General features: G+C 37.4%; 18 protein-coding genes. 13 read left to right on the top strand and 5 right to left on the bottom strand.

Features of this window, described 5'->3' with window-relative positions; genetic code table 11:
- The first annotated feature begins 110 nt into the window (after positions 1–110).
- Entirely contained in the window at positions 111–2,024 is a 1,914-nt protein-coding gene (locus tag AAIE21_RS04830; protein ID WP_343265695.1) for an ABC transporter permease, read from the top strand.
- Positions 2,025–2,119: 95 nt separating this feature from the next.
- Positions 2,120–2,971 (top strand): prephenate dehydratase, encoded by an 852-nt coding sequence (pheA, locus tag AAIE21_RS04825; protein WP_343265694.1) that lies wholly within the window; start codon positions 2,120–2,122, stop codon positions 2,969–2,971.
- Positions 2,972–3,013: 42 nt separating this feature from the next.
- Here the strand turns inward: pheA and AAIE21_RS04820 are convergent, their stop codons facing one another.
- The 3 genes from AAIE21_RS04820 to AAIE21_RS04810 form a co-directional block, all read right to left on the bottom strand.
- Positions 3,014–3,661, bottom strand: coding sequence for an MOSC domain-containing protein (locus AAIE21_RS04820; protein ID WP_343265693.1), 648 nt, complete (start codon positions 3,659–3,661; stop codon positions 3,014–3,016).
- A gap of 87 nt (positions 3,662–3,748) precedes the next feature.
- The gene (locus AAIE21_RS04815) at positions 3,749–4,291 is read right to left on the bottom strand and encodes a transcription repressor NadR (RefSeq protein ID WP_343265692.1); all 543 of its coding nucleotides are present in this window, start codon (positions 4,289–4,291) and stop codon (positions 3,749–3,751) included.
- Between the two features lie 2 nt (positions 4,292–4,293).
- Positions 4,294–5,430, bottom strand: a complete 1,137-nt coding sequence (locus AAIE21_RS04810) for an IscS subfamily cysteine desulfurase (RefSeq protein WP_343265691.1) — start codon at positions 5,428–5,430, stop codon at positions 4,294–4,296.
- A gap of 365 nt (positions 5,431–5,795) precedes the next feature.
- Here AAIE21_RS04810 and nadB point away from each other — a divergent pair, with 365 nt between their 5' ends.
- The 5 genes from nadB (at position 5,796) to AAIE21_RS04785 (ending at position 12,558) form a co-directional block, all read left to right on the top strand.
- Complete coding sequence (nadB, locus tag AAIE21_RS04805; RefSeq protein WP_343265690.1) at positions 5,796–7,322, top strand: L-aspartate oxidase; 1,527 nt, start codon at positions 5,796–5,798, stop codon at positions 7,320–7,322.
- A 20-nt stretch (positions 7,323–7,342) separates the two neighbouring features.
- Positions 7,343–8,176, top strand: coding sequence for a carboxylating nicotinate-nucleotide diphosphorylase (gene nadC / locus AAIE21_RS04800; RefSeq protein WP_343265689.1), 834 nt, complete (start codon positions 7,343–7,345; stop codon positions 8,174–8,176).
- A 29-nt stretch (positions 8,177–8,205) separates the two neighbouring features.
- The gene (nadA, locus tag AAIE21_RS04795; RefSeq protein ID WP_343265688.1) at positions 8,206–9,312 is read left to right on the top strand and encodes a quinolinate synthase NadA; all 1,107 of its coding nucleotides are present in this window, start codon (positions 8,206–8,208) and stop codon (positions 9,310–9,312) included.
- Positions 9,313–9,516: 204 nt separating this feature from the next.
- The gene (gene safA / locus AAIE21_RS04790) at positions 9,517–11,736 is read left to right on the top strand and encodes a SafA/ExsA family spore coat assembly protein (protein WP_343265687.1); all 2,220 of its coding nucleotides are present in this window, start codon (positions 9,517–9,519) and stop codon (positions 11,734–11,736) included.
- Between the two features lie 141 nt (positions 11,737–11,877).
- On the top strand, positions 11,878–12,558 hold the full coding sequence (locus AAIE21_RS04785) for a YhcN/YlaJ family sporulation lipoprotein (protein ID WP_343265686.1): 681 nt from the start codon (positions 11,878–11,880) through the stop codon (positions 12,556–12,558).
- Positions 12,559–12,626: 68 nt separating this feature from the next.
- Here the strand turns inward: AAIE21_RS04785 and AAIE21_RS04780 are convergent, their stop codons facing one another.
- Positions 12,627–13,061, bottom strand: coding sequence for a branched-chain amino acid ABC transporter substrate-binding protein (locus AAIE21_RS04780; RefSeq protein WP_343265685.1), 435 nt, complete (start codon positions 13,059–13,061; stop codon positions 12,627–12,629).
- Between the two features lie 448 nt (positions 13,062–13,509).
- Here AAIE21_RS04780 and AAIE21_RS04775 point away from each other — a divergent pair, with 448 nt between their 5' ends.
- Positions 13,510–14,043, top strand: coding sequence for a BofC C-terminal domain-containing protein (locus AAIE21_RS04775; protein ID WP_343265684.1), 534 nt, complete (start codon positions 13,510–13,512; stop codon positions 14,041–14,043).
- A gap of 16 nt (positions 14,044–14,059) precedes the next feature.
- On the opposite strand, the gene AAIE21_RS04770 is transcribed toward AAIE21_RS04775, so the two are convergent.
- A complete protein-coding gene (locus AAIE21_RS04770; protein WP_343265683.1) occupies positions 14,060–15,004 on the bottom strand; it encodes an iron-hydroxamate ABC transporter substrate-binding protein in 945 nt (314 codons plus the stop codon).
- A gap of 191 nt (positions 15,005–15,195) precedes the next feature.
- Between AAIE21_RS04770 and ruvA the strand changes: the two genes are divergently transcribed.
- The 5 genes from ruvA to tgt are packed head-to-tail and all read left to right on the top strand — an operon-like array spanning position 15,196 to position 19,242.
- Positions 15,196–15,813 (top strand): Holliday junction DNA helicase RuvA, encoded by a 618-nt coding sequence (gene ruvA / locus AAIE21_RS04765; RefSeq protein WP_343265682.1) that lies wholly within the window; start codon positions 15,196–15,198, stop codon positions 15,811–15,813.
- Between the two features lie 5 nt (positions 15,814–15,818).
- Positions 15,819–16,820 carry a Holliday junction branch migration DNA helicase RuvB gene (gene ruvB / locus AAIE21_RS04760; RefSeq protein ID WP_343265681.1) on the top strand — a complete coding sequence of 334 codons (1,002 nt, stop codon included), beginning with the start codon at positions 15,819–15,821 and terminating at the stop codon, positions 16,818–16,820.
- Entirely contained in the window at positions 16,817–17,017 is a 201-nt protein-coding gene (locus AAIE21_RS04755; protein WP_343265680.1) for a DUF2905 domain-containing protein, read from the top strand. Before ruvB ends, AAIE21_RS04755 begins: the two co-directional genes overlap by 4 nt.
- A gap of 18 nt (positions 17,018–17,035) precedes the next feature.
- Complete coding sequence (gene queA, locus AAIE21_RS04750) at positions 17,036–18,088, top strand: tRNA preQ1(34) S-adenosylmethionine ribosyltransferase-isomerase QueA (protein ID WP_343265679.1); 1,053 nt, start codon at positions 17,036–17,038, stop codon at positions 18,086–18,088.
- A gap of 14 nt (positions 18,089–18,102) precedes the next feature.
- Complete coding sequence (gene tgt / locus AAIE21_RS04745) at positions 18,103–19,242, top strand: tRNA guanosine(34) transglycosylase Tgt (RefSeq protein WP_343265678.1); 1,140 nt, start codon at positions 18,103–18,105, stop codon at positions 19,240–19,242.
- Positions 19,243–19,254 lie beyond the last annotated feature (12 nt).

Genomic DNA, 19,254 nt, shown 5'->3' with positions numbered 1-19,254 from the left:
ACAGAAGGAGGAAATGAGTGGAAGTCCCTTTTTGTTTTTCATAGCCGTAATTTATATGTCGGAAAATCAAATTGGATTTATATATGTAACAAGTTACAGGGGGGATGCAGATGAATATCAGGCAGCTAGCGATACAAAATGTAAGGGGGAATTGGCGAAGTTATAAAGCGTTTCTATTAAGTAGCTCTTTTTCTGTAGCAGTTTTTTATATGTATACAGTGTTTGTGTATCATCCGGAAGTTGCAAATAGTAATGTACACATTGGAATCAGGTCGGGTTTACAAGGGTGTAGTTATCTTATTCTCATGTTCTCGGCACTTTTTATGTTAAGTTCTAATACTACTTTCCTTGATGCGAGAAAAAAAGAATTAGGATTACTTAAATTAATGGGATCTACAAATTCTAGAATTTCAACTTTATTATTTCTAGAACAGGTTGTAGTTGGTTTTGTATCAACTTGCATTGGAATTGGAGTTGGAATGTTATTTTCAAACTTGTTTTTAATGACATTGAGTATACTATTAGATTTACAGAATGCAATTCATTTTATCTTTCAAATAAAACCGATTTTGATGACAGCTGTTGTATATTCATGTATCTTTTTTTCTTTAGCATTATTTAGTTTATGGAATGTACGGAAGTTAGAAATTGTTGATTTATTATTAGATAAGAGGAAAGGACGTAGAGCTTTTAAAGTAGGGAAATGGCGATTTGGTTTAGGAATTATTTTTCTTTTATGTGGATATACCCTTGCGGTAAAGGTAACGCTAGGGAAGTTATTCCTCTACTTCTATCCCATTCTTAGTACTGTAATTATAGGAACTTATTTTATATTTACGCAAGGAAGTTTAATTGTTTTGAAAGGGCTTCAAAAACAAAAGCACATTTATTATAAATATCCAAACCTATTTGTGCTTCGCAGTCTTGAGCATAAATTGAAAGATCATGCAAAGTTTTTATTTTCTATTTCTATTTTGACAGCAACAGTTATTACAGCAACAGGAACTGCATATACATATTTTTCTGATCTTCCCAAAAGTACTATGTTTTCATTCCCTCATGAAATTTCCTATACAGAAAAAGGAATAGCATCTCATGAGGTGATTTCTCCTAATGAGCTCTCGGCATTATTTAAAAAACATGGTTATGGAAATGTAGAGAAAGTACAGTTTATCGGATTACCAGGAAAATTTATTACAACACATGACGGGCGTTTATTTCCGATTACTGTTATATCACAAGCAGATTATAACAAAGAAGCAAAGAAGCAAAGGAAAAGCATGTTGAACAATAAAAAAGGTTACGGCACATTTATAAACCCAATGGCTTTTGATGGTCAGAATCTGTATGATAAGGAAATATTTTATTTTCAAATGTTAGGGGTACCATATCAGATTAAATTACAGGAATCTAAATCGGACATGGTTTTTAATGGAGATGGCGCTGGACACCATAACCAATTATTAGTTGTACAGGATGAACAGTTTAAACAATGGGAAAGTGTTATTCCTGATCATGAAAAGTACGTATATTATGGTTATAATCTTCCAAATTGGCAGGAGCAAAAAAAATTCGCGTTAGAGCTTGGGGAGAAAGTGTCTCCAGATTATTCTTCTTCGATGAGAAATAAGATTATTATATACACTGTATTTAGAGAAGGAGGGGCAATATTATTATTTATTGGTTCATTTATTAGTGTTCTCTTCTTCTTAGCAACTTGTAGCATGACATATTTTAAATGGTTTTCTGATATTGGACAGGATCGTAAAGAGTATCGCTCGTTAATGAAAATAGGAATGGAGAAAGAAGAAATAAAAAGAATTGTCAGATGGCAAATGGGAAGTTTATTTTTTATTCCTATTTTGGTTGGAATCATACATAGTATATTTGCTTTTATTGCATTAGGTAATTTAATGGGGACGGATGTGTTATATACAAGTATAAAAGTTATAGGTATATATTGTCTTGCAACAGCCATTTATTTCTTCTTCGCCCAAAAAGAATATATGAAACATATAGACTAGCAAATGCTAGTCTTTTTTAAATATTCGAAATTTATATAGAGGAATATAAATATTTGTGGTATAACAGTAAGAAAACGAAAAAGAGGGGAAAGACGATGATTCGAGTTGGATATTTAGGACCGGAAGCAACATTTACAAATATGGCGGTAAGTCGTTTTTTTTCGGAAGCAGAGCATGTACCGTATCGAACGATTCCTGATTGTATAGATGCTGCAGCAAATGGAAATGTTGATTTTGCAGTTGTGCCGTTAGAGAATGCAATTGAGGGTTCTGTTAATATTACTGTTGATTATCTTGTGCATGAGCAGCCGCTCTTCATTGTAGGAGAAATTACAGTGCCTATTCAGCAACATTTACTTGTACATCCAGATCATGAAGAAAATTGGAAAGAGGTATATGCAGTGCATTCTCATCCACATGCGATTGCGCAGTGCCATAAGTTTTTAAATAGGGAATTAAAGGGTGTAACAGTTCGTGATATGACATCCACAAGTGCAGCGGCGCGGTATGTAAAGGAACATCCAAAAGAGAGAGTAGCAGCAATTGCAAATGAAGCGGCAGCGGAAAAATATGATTTAGCAGTTGTACAGCGTAATATTCATACGCATAAAAATAATCATACGCGTTTCCTCGTGCTACATAAAAAGAAACAAGCGATACGATCGAAAAATGGTGAAAACCGTGGAGAGAAAACGACACTTATGATAACGTTACCTGCCGACTATGCAGGAGCGCTTTATCAAGTGTTATCAGCATTCGCATGGAGAAAGTTAAATTTATCAAAAATCGAGTCCCGTCCGATGAAAACGGGTCTTGGAAATTACTTTTTCTTAATCGATGTTGATAAGGCGTATGATGATGTGTTATTGCCAGGAGTAACAATGGAGCTTGAAGCACTTGGTTTTTCTGTTACGGTGCTTGGGAGCTATTCGTCGTATTGGTTATAACATAGAAAAGCCCACCTTTTATTATGGTGGGCTTTTCTATGTTTATTTTAATTTCGCTAAACAATCTGTTAATTGCTCACGCCAAACTTCTGCTAGTTCTGGAACAGCAATAATTTTCTCCATTGCCTCTTTATCTTTCCGTCTATGAAAATATACTTCGTTAGAAAATAGAATAGACACTTGATGTGGGTGACGCTCTAGTAATTTCAGCTGCGAGTCTTTGCGAACGACTCCCTCTTGAAGAACACGGCATAAATAACCCGTATAACCGGTTTCTACAATGCGTGGTAAAATGCCAGGGATGTCGACTCTTTTTGAGATGGTACTACATGGTACTCGGCCTTGTGTAATTTGAATGACCGCCTCGCCTAATTGATATGTATTACCGATGAAAACATCACGTTCTAACATATTTGTTACGGTAATATTTTCGCCAAATGTAGATGGAGGGAGCGTTGTTTGAAATTCTTGTTCCCATAGTGCGTAATGTTCATGCGGGTAGACACAAACGGCGCGATCAGGTCCGCCATGGAACCTTAGGTCAGCTACACCATCTCCAAGAAATCCATCTTGTGATAGAAAAGCTTCTTCTGTAAGCTCTTTACAGATGCCTGTTGTCATTTCTTTATTTTCCCCGTACTGCATTTGTTTTGGTTTACCGATGCTAAAGTGAACGAGTTCAATTCCCATATGTTCTCTCCTTTACAATTGATTTCAATATTATATCATTTCACAAATGACAGCACAGAGAAGAATGAAACTCTCTGTGCTGTTATTTTAATAAACAAGAAATCCAGCTCGGTCTAGCGCTTCGCAAGCAGCGTTTAATTTTTCTGTGGAATCTGCTTCGATTGTATGTAAGTGAATCCCATCTGTTAATTGAGATAGATAGGATGCCTTTGTATCTTCAATTTTTTGTAAATATTGTTCGACATCAAAGCGGTTGCTTACCATGATCGAAGCTGTTAAGTCGCCGTATACAGGATGTTCTACTTTCACATCTTTAATTGTAACGCCATGATCGACTAGCAATGTCAATTCCTGACGTACTTCCTTTGGTTTATGTTGGCAGACGATGACACGTTCAAACGTATGTTGCTTTGCCTGCGGTTTTAAATATAAGTACCCTTGTGCAGTTGCAATAATTGGTTCATTCCGTGCTTTTAGTAAGGAAATATCTTGTACGATTACTTGGCGACTAACGTTTGTTTTCCTAGATAGTTCACTTCCAGATAACGGTTCATTGGCTGCAAGGAGCCATTGTAGGATAAGCTGCCGTCTTTCTTCTCCTAAAATCTTTTTTTGATCATTTTGCCTCATTATTATTTAACACCTCTATAAAATTGATTTCCAATTGTGTGTAGTGCATGAATGGTTGTATCAATTTGTTTCTTCGTTGTATGACGTCCAAATGAAAAGCGGACGTATTGTTTTGCCTCTTCATACGTTTTTCCAATTGCAAGCATTGTTTTTGAAGGTTCTTGTTTGCCGACTTGGCATGCGCTACCTGTTGAAATAGCAATACCATGGCGATTGCATTCTAACATCGTGTACTGACCTTCTATTCCCTTTATTGTAACCCCAATAATATGAGGTAAACAAGCAGTAGAATGTCCTTTCACTTGAATTTCCATCGGTAGATGCTGTAGCTGTTCAATAAAATAACTTCTTAATCGTTGAAAACGAGCGCGTTCTTCTTCACGGTCATCTAAAATAAGCTCCGCCGCTGTTAGAAAGGAAGCGATGCCAGGCACATTAACTGTACCAGGACGAAATCCTTTTTCATGAGATGTTCCTGGGAAAATTTGTCCCCAGCGAACTTGCGGATTGATATAGCAAGCCCCTACACCCTTTGGTCCATAAATTTTATGTGCGGAAACAGAAAGGCTATCAATTTGCATCGCTGTAACATCAATAGGGAGTTTACCAAATGTTTGTACACAATCTGTATGAAATAAAATATGGTGTTTTCTTAGTAGTGCTCCAATTTCTCTAATAGGTTGAATGGTTCCGATTTCAGAATTACCATGTTGAATACTTGCTAAAACGGTATTATCTGTAATAGCTGCTTCTAAATCTTCAAGGTTAATAAGTCCGCATGAATCCACAGGAATTTCCGTAATGGTATATCCTTGCTTTGTTAATGATTGAAAGTAGCTACGAATCGATGCGTGTTCCATTGGTGTTGTAAGTATGTGCTTGCCGCTTTTTGTGTTTAAAAGCGACTGGATTGCAAGATAATTAGATTCAGAACCACAGCTTGTGAAAAATACGCCTTGTTCTTTTCCTCCAATCATTTGTGCAAATGATGTCCTGCAAGCTTGTAGTAAAGATGAAGCTGTTCCTCCAATATCGTGTAAGCTTTGTTCATTACCGAAGTATTGCTGTGCTGCTTTCGTATATGTGTCAATCGCTTCTTTGCTCATTGGTGTTGTTGCTGCATAGTCAAGATATATCATAACGTATAGTCCTCTCTATAGTAGAGTTACATTTCTTTTAAAGTATATAAATACAAATTAAAAAACGACATAAACCTTTTCTTTTTAGGTGGGAGAGAGGATACGACCATGCATAGAAGCGGTCAGATCCTCTCCTTACCCCATGCCGAGTAAAACCAGAGAGAGAAAACGAGTGTAAGTCTGCTTTTCGTCTTCATAGCATCGATTTATATGTCGAAAAAATAAAATGGATTTATATAGCAGGAGAATTTCATTAAACTCCTCAGTGAAAATATTACTTTCTAAAAAACTCTTGTCATTATTTTAAATCTATGTAAATATAGGTGTCAAGACAGTTGAAAAGTGTAAACTAGGAGGCAATGATCATGCCAAGTGCAGATGTCTTAATTATCGGAAGTGGTGTTGCAGCACTTAGTGTTGCGAAAGAGATTTGTCACGAAAAGAATGTGATAGTTATCACAAAAAAAACAGGGCGAAATAACAATACGCATTTAGCGCAGGGTGGAATTGCAGCAGCTGTAGCTACATATGACAATGCGAATGATCATTATGAAGATACGATAGCGGCTGGTTGTGGCTATAACAACGAAGAAGCAGTTCGATATTTAGTTGAAGAAGGACCGAAAGAGATTCGTAAGCTTATTGCGAATGGGATGAAATTTGATGGGGATGAAAAAGGGCCTCATCTTGGAAAAGAAGGCGCGCATCGAAAACGACGTATTTTACACGCTGGTGGAGATGCAACAGGAAAAAACTTATTAGAGCATTTGATTCAGGAAGTAGGTCCTTACGTTACAGTAGTGGAGCAGGAAATGGTGCTCGATTTAATTATAGAAAATGAAGCATGTTATGGTGTTGTAACCCGTGATAGTGAAGGGAATATACAACGTTACTATGCTGAACATACTGTATTAGCTACAGGTGGTGTTGGAAGTGTGTATGCATTTACGTCTAACGATGCGACGATTACAGGTGACGGACTAGCAATCGTGTACCGAGCTGGTGGAGAGCTTGTTGATTTAGAATTTATCCAATTTCACCCAACGATGTTATATGTAGGTGGACGATGCTGTGGACTTGTTTCAGAAGCGGTACGAGGTGAAGGTGCTGTTCTATTAAATGAAAGAGGACAGCGTTTTATGCTGGACGTACATCCGCAGCACGATCTTGCGCCGCGCGATGTGGTGGCGCGGGCGATTCATAAACAACTTCTTGCAGGTGAAAGTGTATACTTGGATATTTCTTCTATTCAAAACTTTGAAGAACATTTTCCTACTGTATCGGCATTATGTAAAAAGAATGGGATAGATGTAACACAAAATAGAATACCGGTTGTACCTGGCGCGCATTTTCATATGGGCGGTGTGAAAACGAATTGTGATGGGGAAACATCGATTTCTCATTTGTATGCCGCTGGTGAAGTAGCTTGTAATGGTGTGCATGGTGCAAACCGTTTGGCTAGCAATTCGTTGTTAGAAGGACTTGTATTCGGGAAACGAATTGGAACACATATTTTATCTCATCCAGTACAAGGAAAAGAAAACAGTTATGAAAGAATACATGAAATATTTACAGTTCCTCAATTACCAACGAAAAAAGAGATACAAGAACAGATGATGAAATACGTAGGGATCGTACGAACAGAAACGAGCTTATTATATGCGAAGCAATGGTTTGAACAGTATGGTGTGCGCAACATTCAACCGCAATATGGAGCTTTTACAAATGAAGATATAACAATTATGAATATGCTAACCGTTTGCCAACTCATTACAGAAGCGGCACTGCAAAGAAAAGAGAGTATAGGTGGTCATTATCGTGGTGATTACCCAGGCAGAAATAAAGTAACAGAAGAAATTATTTTAACAAAAAGAAAACCACAACTTGTGTAATGAGAGGAAAGAGGGGTTCTATGAATACGCTAAAGGTGAGAGAAGCATTAAACCGATTTTTTTTAGAAGATATTGGGGAGAGGGATGTAACATCTCAGCTCATTTTTCCGGACAATTTACAGGCAAAAGGGACGTTTCTTGTGAAAGATACAGGTGTATTTGCGGGGACAGATGTAATTGAACAAGGATTTCGATTGATGGATGACAGAATCCAAGTTTCATTTTATAAAAAGGATGGAGATTTTGTAGAAAAGGGAGACACTTTAGCAACTGTACAAGGCCCGATTACGGCTCTATTAACAGCAGAGCGTGTAATTTTAAATGTCATTCAAAGAATGAGTGGTATAGCAACGATGACACAAAGAGCGGTTTGTGCGTTAGAAAGTGATCATACACGCGTTTGTGATACAAGAAAAACAATACCAGGGCTACGTATGTTTGATAAATATGCGGTGGTATGCGGTGGTGGATTTAATCATCGCTTCGGATTATATGATGGTGTCATGATTAAAGATAACCATATTGCTTTTGCGGGATCTATTACAAAAGCCGTTACATCTGTAAAAGAAAAGCTTGGACATATGGTGAAAATTGAAGTGGAAACGGAGAATGAAGAACAAGTGCGCGAAGCGGTTGCCGTAGGGGCAGATATTATTATGTTCGACAATCGTACACCAGAAGAAGTTCGTGAGTTTTCTAAAATTGTTCCAAGTGCAATTGTAACAGAAGCATCAGGGGGCATTACAATTGAAAATTTATCAAAATACGGCAAAACAGGGGTAGATTACATTTCACTTGGATTATTAACACATTCTGCAGGAGCATTAGATATTAGTTTTAATATTGAAGTTTAAGGCAAGAGGGCTAGAGGGGGAGAGTATCGATGAGTATTTTAGAGAAGGTTCAGCCAATTGAAACGATGTTACCAGAGCGTTATCAAACGATGTCTGTACGAGCAATGGAAGAGCGTGTTCGTGAAATTAAAGGAAAACTGGGGGAAGCGTTATTTATTCCAGGGCACCATTATCAAAAGGATGAGGTCGTTCAATTTTCAGATGCTGCAGGCGATTCATTACAACTTGCCCAAGTAGCAGCTAGCAATAAAGCAGCAAAATATATCGTATTTTGTGGTGTACATTTTATGGCTGAAACAGCAGATATGTTAACGACAGATGAACAGGTTGTTATTTTACCAGATATGCGTGCTGGTTGTTCCATGGCGGATATGGCAGATATTGAACAAACAGAGCGAGCTTGGAAAGAGCTTACGCAGTTATTTGGAGATACGATGATTCCATTGACATATGTCAATTCTACGGCAGCTATCAAGGCATTTTGCGGTCGCAATGGCGGTGCAACAGTAACATCTTCTAATGCTAAAAAGATGGTGTCTTGGGCATTTACGCAAAAAGAGCGTCTTGTCTTTTTACCAGACCAGCATTTAGGAAGAAATACAGCGTATGACTTAGGGATTCCATTAGATAAAATGGCGGTTTGGGATCCGCATACAGATTCATTAGAGTATGATGGGGATATAGAAGATATAAAGGTGATTTTATGGAAAGGACATTGTTCTGTTCATCAAAATTTCACTGTCAAAAATATTGAAAGTGTACGGAAAAATCATCCTGATATGAATATTATTGTTCATCCAGAATGTTGTTATGAAGTGGTAGCAGCTTCTGATTATGCAGGATCAACAAAGTATATTATCGATATGATTGAACAAGCCCCATCTGGAAGCAAGTGGGCAATTGGTACAGAGATGAACTTAGTCAATCGAATTATTCATCAGCACCCTGATAAAGAAATTATTTCATTAAATCCTTTTATGTGTCCTTGTTTAACGATGAATCGCATTGATTTACCACATTTATTGTGGGTGTTAGAAACGATAGAGCGCGGAGAGGAAATCAATGTCATTCAAGTAGATAAGCAGGTGACAAAAGAAGCAGTTCTTGCCTTAAATCGTATGTTAGAGCGTGTGTAAAAGCGACGGGTTTCCGTCGCTTTTTTATTAAACATAATTAGCCAATGATAGTCATACATTGTGTTGAGGGAATCATTGTATTTTTTCATATTCGTACAACATTGTGTATGACTAAACGGTAAGAGTTAGAGTGGTTAACCATAGAGGATCGTTTCACTTTACATTATTTTTGTTTATAGATAAGTAATACAGGAGGGGGAAAATTTGAAAATTCATATCGTGCAAAAAGGGGATACCCTTTGGAAAATTGCGAAAAAGTACGGGACAGATTTTGAAACGTTAAAAAAAGCGAATACGCAGCTCAGTAATCCCGATTTAATTATGCCAGGTATGAAAATAAAAGTGCCATCTAGCAGTGTGCATGTAAAAAAAAATATGGGTGCTGGCTCAGCTCCTCCAAAAGAATATGTAAAAGAGGTACAACAAAAAGAATTTGCAGCGACACCTACGCCGCTTGGAATAGAAGATGAAGAAGAAACTCCATATCAATCTGCACCAATTACGCAGCAACCGGCTATGCAACAAACACAAAAAGAAGTGCAAATAAAGCCGCAAAAAGAAATGCCTGTCCAAAAAGAAAAACCAATTCAGAAAGAAGTACCTATTCAAAAAGAAGTACCCATTCAAAAAGAAGTACCCATTCAAAAAGAAGTACCCATTCAAAAAGAAGTACCCATTCAAAAAGAAGTACCTATTCAAAAGCCACCTGTAATTGAAAAGCCACCTGTTGTTGAAAAACCAGCTGTAATTGAAAAGCCACCAGTTGTAGAAAAAGTAGAGAAACCTGTGGGGAAAGAAAGTACAAAGTTTTCAGTGAATATATTACCGCAGCCACCACAACCACCAATTAAACCTAAAAAAGACTATAAAATTTCAGATGTAATAAAAAAAGGAAGCGAGTTAATCGCCCCGCAAATTATTAATAAGATGAAACCGAGCAATATAGTGTCACCGCAAATGAAAAAGGAAAATGTAGGTAACATAGTGTCGCCACAAACGAAAAAAGAAAATGTAGGCAATATAGTGTCACCGCAAATGAAAAAGGAAAATGTAGGTAACATAGTGTCGCCACAAACGAAAAAAGAAAATGTAGGCAATATAGTGTCGCCACAAACGAAAAAAGAAAATGTAGGCAATATAGTGTCGCCACAAACGAAAAAAGAAAATGTAGGCAATATGGTGTCACCACAAACGAAAAAAGAAAATGTAGGCAATATAGTGTCGCCACAAACGAAAAAAGAAAACGTAAGTAATGTGGTTTCGCCACAAGTCCAAAAAGAAAATATGGGTAATATAGTGTCACCGGATGTAACAAAAGAAAAATTTGTTATTCCACAAGTAACACCACCAAATATTACGATGCCAATGATGGATAATAATCCACCACCGAATATGATGCCGATGATGGATAATAATCAAATGCTGAACATCATGTCAATGATGGAAAATAATCAAATGCCGAACATCATGCCGATAATGGATAATAATCCACCACCGAATATGATGCCGATGATGGAAAATAATCAAATGCCGAACATCATGCCAATGATGGATAATAACCAAATGCCGAACATCATGCCAATGATGGAAAATAATCAAATGCCGAACATCATGCCAATGATGGAAAATAATCAAATGCCAAATATGATGCCAATGATGGAAAATAATCAAATGCCAAATATGATGCCAATGATGGAAAATAATCAAATGCCAAATATGATGCCAATGATGGAAAATAATCAAATGCCAAATATGATGCCGATAATGGATAATAACCAAATGCCAAATATGATGCCGATAATGGATAATAACCAAATGCCAAATATGATGCCGATAATGGATAATAACCAAATGCCAAATATGATGCCGATGATGGATAATAACCAAATGCCAAATATGATGCCAATGATGGAAAATAATCAAATGCCGAACATCATGCCAATGATGGATAATAATCCACCACCGAATATGATGCCGATGATGGATAATAACCAAATGCCAAATATGATGCCAATGATGGATAATAACCAAATGCCGCCAATGATGCCGCAGCAAATACCTATGCCATATCAACCCCAAATGATGCCACAACAGTATCCATATTATCAAATGCCATATCAACAACAGCAAAATCCGTATAATCAAATGCCATATACACAAGGTATGCCAATAATGCCGCACCAAATGCCGGTTCAACATACTTCAATGCCATATCAACCGCCAATGGATAATAACATGCCGCCAATGATGCCAGCAGAAGAAGATTGTGGATGTGGTGAGGGAAGAAATCTATATAGTCCACAGCCAGGTGGACCATATTATCCAACAGCTCAAGTTGCATATGCACCGCAGCCAGGTATGATGAATTATCAGCAAGATCCGCCCGAGATTTTTGGAGAACCACTTGCAGAAGATGAGGAATAGACAGAGTGGTGTTAACGATGAAGAGATAGTGTTAGAAAATTCCTAGTGAAATATTAACAAGTGTAAAAATCTCCTTTGTTACTCACTATAAGAAGGAGCTTTTCGAGAGAGAAGTTCAACCTAACAAGGGGGGTTTTTATATTGAGTAAAAAGATTAAGATTATTGCCGCTTCTTTGTTAGTTACCAGTGCGTTAGCTGCATGTGGTACACCTAATAATAAAAATGCGATGGATGATCGCAATGCAACTTACAATTATGAGCGTACATCGTATGATAATACACATCCCTATAGAAATAATGTGACGCGTACCGATCGATATACTGATTATGTAACATATCGTAATGGTGACCGAATGAATAATAATGTTTACGATCGTCGTGATAATGTTGGATATAACTATTACCGTGATGTGAATTACCATGGTCAAATTGCAAATCCATATCCAACTCGTAACATTACAATGAACAATTCGTACATTAACAACGATGGTAAGACAGCAGAAAGAATTACAAATCGTGTTAAGCGTATGAATAATGTAGATCGTGTATCTACTGTTGTACGAGGAAATGATGTAGTGATTGCGGTAAGACCACGTGGTGCAGTAGCAAATGAAACAGCAATGGCAAATGAAATTCGTCAAGCTGTTGCCAATGATGTGAAAAACCGTAATGTGTATGTAACTGTTAAAAATGACATGTTTGACCGTGTTGATACAGTGAATACACGTTTGCGCAATGGAACAGTTACAAACGATTTAAATCGTGATATAACAGACTTGTTCCGAGATATCCGTGATGGTCTAACTGGTACAGTGCGATAACAAAAAAGGGAAAGGTTTATGCCTTTCCCTTTTTACTTTCATAAATATTAAAACAACGATGTAGAAAATCATTCATCGACATCCTGCATACGTTGTTTTTTGATAAAGTAGCTAACAGAAAAAGAAGCTAAAAAGCATAGGAAGAGGATACTTCCCATAAGAACGGCTTCCCAAAGCGGTCTTTCAGGACTGAAGATTACATAGATAATAGTAAAAACAATCCCTACGATAGCAGAACGTAAAACAAGTTTGTAATAAGGAGTTAGTTTCATTCCTTTTTCATTTTCTTCTACATCAATAGAGATTCCCATTTGTAAATAGGCTAGAAGTATACTTGTTAGTATGAATAATAACCATAGCGGAGATTTTGTAATTTGATCTATTCCTTCATTGAAGCCAATATACCCTAAAATACCTATTATGCCAATCGATTGAAATAAAAAGGCAATTCGAACGTTCTTTAAATTTTGAAGGATTAAACGTTCATCTTTTATTTTTTTCAATATACTCACCCCTGTTTACCAGATTTTTCATTGTATCCACATTAATTGTAACATATATATTGCATTAATCATTTTATATATTACCTAATAGACTGAAGTAATAAATACTGGTGTAAAAAGGGAATAAATATTTTTATTTATTATATTGCCTTCCGGTGCTATTAATGTTATATTAGCAAAGCGATGAGCTAATTTACGTAAGACGAGAGATATGCTTAAGTGCTAAACACGCGAATGTGGTCGCCTGGTCTCTCGCCGTAAACGCATCAAGACGCCTGCTATGCAGGCGTCTTTCTTATTATATAAACGTAAACGAGTTATGCAGGTAGGGGTTATATCTTACCTGTATTTTTATTTAAATAACGATAGCTGTTTCTGTGGATAAAACCCCTATTTCTGGAAAAACTACAAATAGAAGTTGTATTTTTCCTAGAAGAGGTGAGCGGAAATGAAATTCATGATGGTTGCAGTTCAAGTCGTAATCGCTATGTTTTGTTTATATCATGAATCAAGTGTGATGGCTGAGTCTCCTGTACCAAAAGTCACGCAAAAAGAACCTCAAGTTACGATTCTATTAGAGCGTATGTATTTAGATGGAGAAGTAAGTGAGGAAATCTTTACTGAAAAAGTGGCAAACTTAGAACAGTTTCTTCAGCAGTATAAAGAATGGCAACTTGTAGACCGTGATGATACACAAATTGTATTGCAAAAAAAGGTAGATGATATTTCACCACTACTTAAAACGAGTGGATATTTTGGTGTTTCCGATGAGGGGATATTGCAAATTTTTAATGGTGTTCCAAAAAGTGACAATGCGATTCATTCATTTTTTCAAATTGATATGAAAAAGTTAGAAAGCTATGAACGGGCAGAGTTGAAACGTGGTATTCGTATTAAGTCAAAAGAGCGGTTTGTGAAGACGATTGAGAGAATGAAGCAGTATGCCGTGCAAAGTAAGAAAAACAGCAGCAGCTCGGGATGAGCTGCTGCTGTTTTTCTTACTTGTTTTTATCTAAAATTTGTTTTGCAATTTCATCAATTAGCATATCTTTTCCGATTGGATTAAATGCTTTTGTGTTAAAGACTTCATTGCTTACTTCGTAAACATGATTATTTTTTACAGCTTTGTTATCTTTCCAAACAGCGCTGTTTTTGTAGTCGTCAAACACTTTATCTGCTTCGCCGCCAAAGTTTACGATAAACATTTGATCAGGCTGGAATGCAACCAGACCTTCTAATGATACTTGTGCCATCGTTTGTTTTAAATCTGTACCTTTCGTTGCAGGAAGTTTTAAGTCATTAAAGAGGATGTCCCCGTACCCGAAGCTACCGTATACACGGAAGTTTTGTGGTGTTACAGCAAGGAACATAAAGTTTTCATCTTTTGTTTTCTCTTTAATTTTTTTAGATAAAGAAGCTGCTTTTTTATCGTAATCTGCAATCCATTTATCTGCTTTTTTCTCTTCGTCAAATAGCTTGCCTACTTCTTTAAATTTATCGCGCCAGTTCTCTAAGTTTGTTTCTAAGACAACTGTAGGTGCAACTTTTGATAGTTGATCATAAATTTTCAATTGACGATTGTTTAAAATAATTAAGTCTGGTTTTAAAGCAGTAACTGCTTCTAAATCAACTTTAGGTGCCCAGTACCAACCAACTGCTTTTACACCTTTTAGTTTTTCTTGCAAATGATCTTGGATTTTATCTTTATACGTGTTGGCAGTACCAACAGGCTTATGACCAAGAAGTAATAATTCTTCAGATGATCCAGATAAGTCAACGATTCTTTTTGGATTTGTCGGAATTTTAACTTCTCCTTTTGCATGTTTTACAACTTTTGTTTTTGGTTGTTCTTTTGTCTGTGCTTCTTCTTTTTTAGAAGAGCAACCAACGATGGTAAGAACAATAAGAATGAGAGTAAGTAAAATAGATAGATTGCGTTTCATTTTGTATGTAACCCCTTTAATTAGTATTGATAATCATTATCGACTTTGTAATATTAATTTGCTTTATGTCTTTCTGTCAATATTAAAAAAATGGAAAATCCAAATAGAGAACGTTTGTTGGGTCAGTCTCGCTTTTCTATCATTAAATATGTTAAAATGGAATACATGATTTAAGAGGGAGAGATCGTATTTTGTTTGAATATGTTACAGGCTATGTGGAATATGTAGGGCCGGAATATGTCGTTCTTGATCATAATGGAATTGGCTATCAAATTTTCACGCCAAATCCGTATGTATTCCAAAGAAGTAAGCAAGAAATTCGTGTATATACATATCATTATGTGAGAGAAGATATTATGGCACTTTATGGGTTTAAGACACGTGAAGAGCGGTTGTTATTTACAAAACTTTTAGGTGTGTCAGGAATCGGGCCAAAAGGTGCGCTCGCAATTTTAGCTTCTGGTCAAACCGGACAGGTCGTGCAAGCAATTGAACATGAGGATGAAAAATTCTTAGTGAAATTCCCAGGAGTCGGAAAGAAAACAGCACGTCAAATGATTTTAGATTTAAAAGGGAAATTAGCTGATGTTGTGCCGGATGCATTTGTTGATTTATTCTCAGATGTAGAACGTTTCGACGAGAAGAAAGGCTCATCGGCTGAGCTTGACGAAGCGCTTGAAGCACTGCGTGCACTTGGCTATGCAGAACGAGAAGTGAACCGTGTTGTACCGGAGTTAATAAAAGAATCACTTACGACGGATCAATATATTAAAAAGGCACTTAGTCTTTTACTAAATGGTAAGAGGTGAGTAGAATGGACGAACGTCTCCTCTCAGGAGAATCGGCATATGAAGATGCGGATTTAGAATATTCGTTACGGCCACAGACGCTCCGTCAGTATATTGGCCAAGATAAGGCAAAGCATAATTTAGAAGTATTTATTGAGGCAGCGAAAATGCGTGAGGAAACTTTGGATCACGTACTATTATACGGGCCGCCAGGGCTTGGTAAAACGACACTTGCGAATATTATCGCTAATGAAATGGGTGTTAATATTCGAACAACGTCAGGTCCAGCAATCGAGCGTCCAGGGGATTTAGCGGCAGTGTTAACGGCGCTTCAACCTGGTGATGTATTATTTATTGATGAAATTCATCGTTTGCACCGATCAATTGAAGAGGTATTATACCCAGCGATGGAAGATTTCTGTCTTGATATTGTCATCGGTAAAGGGCCGAGCGCACGATCTGTACGTCTTGATTTACCTCCATTTACGCTAGTTGGCGCAACCACGCGCGCTGGTGCATTATCAGCGCCGCTCCGTGATCGTTTTGGCGTGTTGTCGCGATTAGAGTATTATACAGTAGATCAACTGTCAGCGATTGTAGAGCGTACAGCAGAGGTGTTTGAAGTTGAAATAGATTCATTAGCTGCTTTAGAGATTGCAAGGCGTGCAAGAGGTACGCCGCGTATCGCAAACCGTTTACTAAGACGTGTACGTGACTTCGCGCAAGTTCGAAGTGACGGAACGATTGCGATGGAAATTACTCAAATGGCATTAGAGCTCTTACAAGTCGATAAACTAGGGCTCGATCATATCGATCATAAGTTACTACTTGGGATTATTGAAAAGTTCCGCGGTGGACCGGTTGGATTAGAGACTGTCTCAGCGACAATTGGGGAAGAGTCTACAACGATTGAAGATGTGTATGAACCATATTTACTCCAAATTGGATTTTTACAACGAACGCCAAGGGGAAGAATCGTAACGCCGCTTGCGTATGAACATTTCGGAATGGAGATGCCGAGGGTATGACGGATATGCCAAAGCTGCTTATTACAGCCGGTATTCTTCTCATTGTTGTTGGATTAGCTTGGAAGTTTGTAGGAAGGCTTCCAGGCGATATTTTTGTGAAAAAAGGAAACGTTACCTTTTATTTTCCGATCATTACATGTATTGTGTTAAGTATTGTATTATCTTTTATTATGTTTATAATAAATCGATTTAAGTAGAAATAGGTGGCTATAGTTATGGATATTAATCTGTTTGATTTTCATTTACCGGAAGAACTTATTGCACAAACGCCGCTTGAAGAGCGTGAAACATCAAGATTAATGGTGTTAGACCGTGAAACGGGTGATATCGAGCATAAGCATTTTACGGACATTCTTTCTTATTTACATAAGGGTGATTGTTTAGTTTTAAATGAAACGAAAGTTATGCCTGCTCGCTTGCATGGTGTAAAAGAAGACACGGGCGCACATATTGAAGTACTTCTTTTAAAACAAGAAGATGGCGATAAGTGGGAAACACTTGTGAAACCAGCTAAACGTGTAAAAGAAGGAACTGTTATTTCTTTTGGTGAAGGAAAGCTAAAAGCAACTTGCATCGGGACAGCTGATCAAGGTGGCCGTCAGCTTGAGTTTTCGTATGACGGTATCTTTTATGAAATTTTAGACGAACTTGGAGAAATGCCGCTCCCTCCGTATATTAAAGAGACACTAGAAGATCGTGATCGCTATCAAACGGTATATGCGAAGGAAATTGGTTCTGCAGCAGCGCCAACAGCTGGGCTTCATTTTACTGAAGAATTATTAGAGAAATTGAAGCGAAAAGGTGTTCATTTAGCATTCATTACACTTCATGTTGGTCTTGGTACATTTAGACCGGTTTCTGCGGATACAATTGAAGAACATCATATGCATGCGGAGTATTATCATATGTCTGAGGAAACGGCAGATTTGTTAAATCGTGTGAAAGAGAACGGTGGTCGCATCATTACAGTTGGGACAACGTCAACGCGTACACTTGAAACAATTGCTACAGATCACGATGGTGAGCTTTGCGCGGCCTCTGGGTGGACGGATATCTTTATGTATCCAGGTTATGAATTTAAAGCAATTGATGGTTTAATTACAAACTTCCATTTGCCGAAATCAACATTAATTATGCTTGTAAGTGCATTTTCAAATAGAGAAAATGTCCTTCACGCTTACAATGAAGCAGTAAAAGAAAAGTATCGTTTCTTTAGTTTTGGTGATGCGATGTTCGTTGCATCTCATTCAAAAGCGAGAAACAAATAAAAAGGAGTACAGATATGACAGCAATTCGTTATGAATTTATTAAAACATGCAAACAAACAGGTGCACGTTTAGGTCGTGTCCATACACCACACGGCTCATTTGATACGCCAACATTTATGCCAGTTGGTACACTTGCGACTGTTAAAACAATGTCACCAGAAGAGCTAAAGGCGATGGATTCTGGTATTATTTTAAGCAATACGTATCATTTATGGCTACGTCCAGGTCATGAAATTGTGCGCGAGGCAGGTGGTTTACACAAATTTATGAACTGGGATCGTGCGATTTTAACGGATTCCGGTGGTTTCCAAGTATTTAGTTTAAGTGATTTCCGCCGTATTGAAGAAGAAGGTGTTCATTTCCGTAATCATTTAAATGGAGATAAGTTATTCTTATCACCAGAAAAGGCAATGGAAATTCAAAATGCATTAGGTTCAGATATCATGATGGCATTTGATGAGTGTCCGCCGTTTCCTGCTACTTTTGAATATATGAAAAAATCTGTAGAACGTACGAGCCGCTGGGCAGAGCGTTGTTTAAAGGCGCACGAACGTCCAGAAGATCAAGGCTTATTCGGAATTGTACAGGGCGGAGAATTTGAAGAACTTCGTCGCCAAAGTGCGAAAGACCTTGTTTCAATGGATTTCCCTGGTTATGCAATAGGTGGATTATCAGTTGGTGAGCCGAAGGATATTATGAATCGCGTGCTTGAATTTACAACACCGCTTCTTCCAGACAATAAACCTCGTTATTTAATGGGAGTAGGTTCTCCTGACTCATTAATTGATGGTGCAATTCGCGGTGTTGATATGTTTGACTGCGTACTGCCAACTCGTATTGCGCGAAATGGTACATGTATGACAAGCGAGGGACGTCTAGTTGTGAAAAATGCCAAGTTTGCAAGAGACTTTGGTCCACTTGATCCAAATTGTGATTGTTACACATGTAAAAATTACTCTCGTGCGTACATTCGTCACTTAATGAAGTGCGATGAAACGTTCGGAATTCGTTTAACGTCTTATCACAACCTTCATTTTCTGTTAAACTTAATGGAGCAGGTGAGACAAGCCATTCGTGAAGACCGTCTTGGTGACTTCCGTGAAGGGTTCTTTGAACAGTATGGCTTTAATAAACCGAATGCTAAAAACTTCTAATACATAATAATT

Origin of the sequence: Paenibacillus sp. 102 (assembly GCF_039549175.1) — a bacterium.
Classification (GTDB): domain Bacteria; phylum Bacillota; class Bacilli; order Bacillales; family Bacillaceae_G; genus Bacillus_A.
This window is presented reverse-complemented; position numbering and strand designations above follow the sequence as displayed.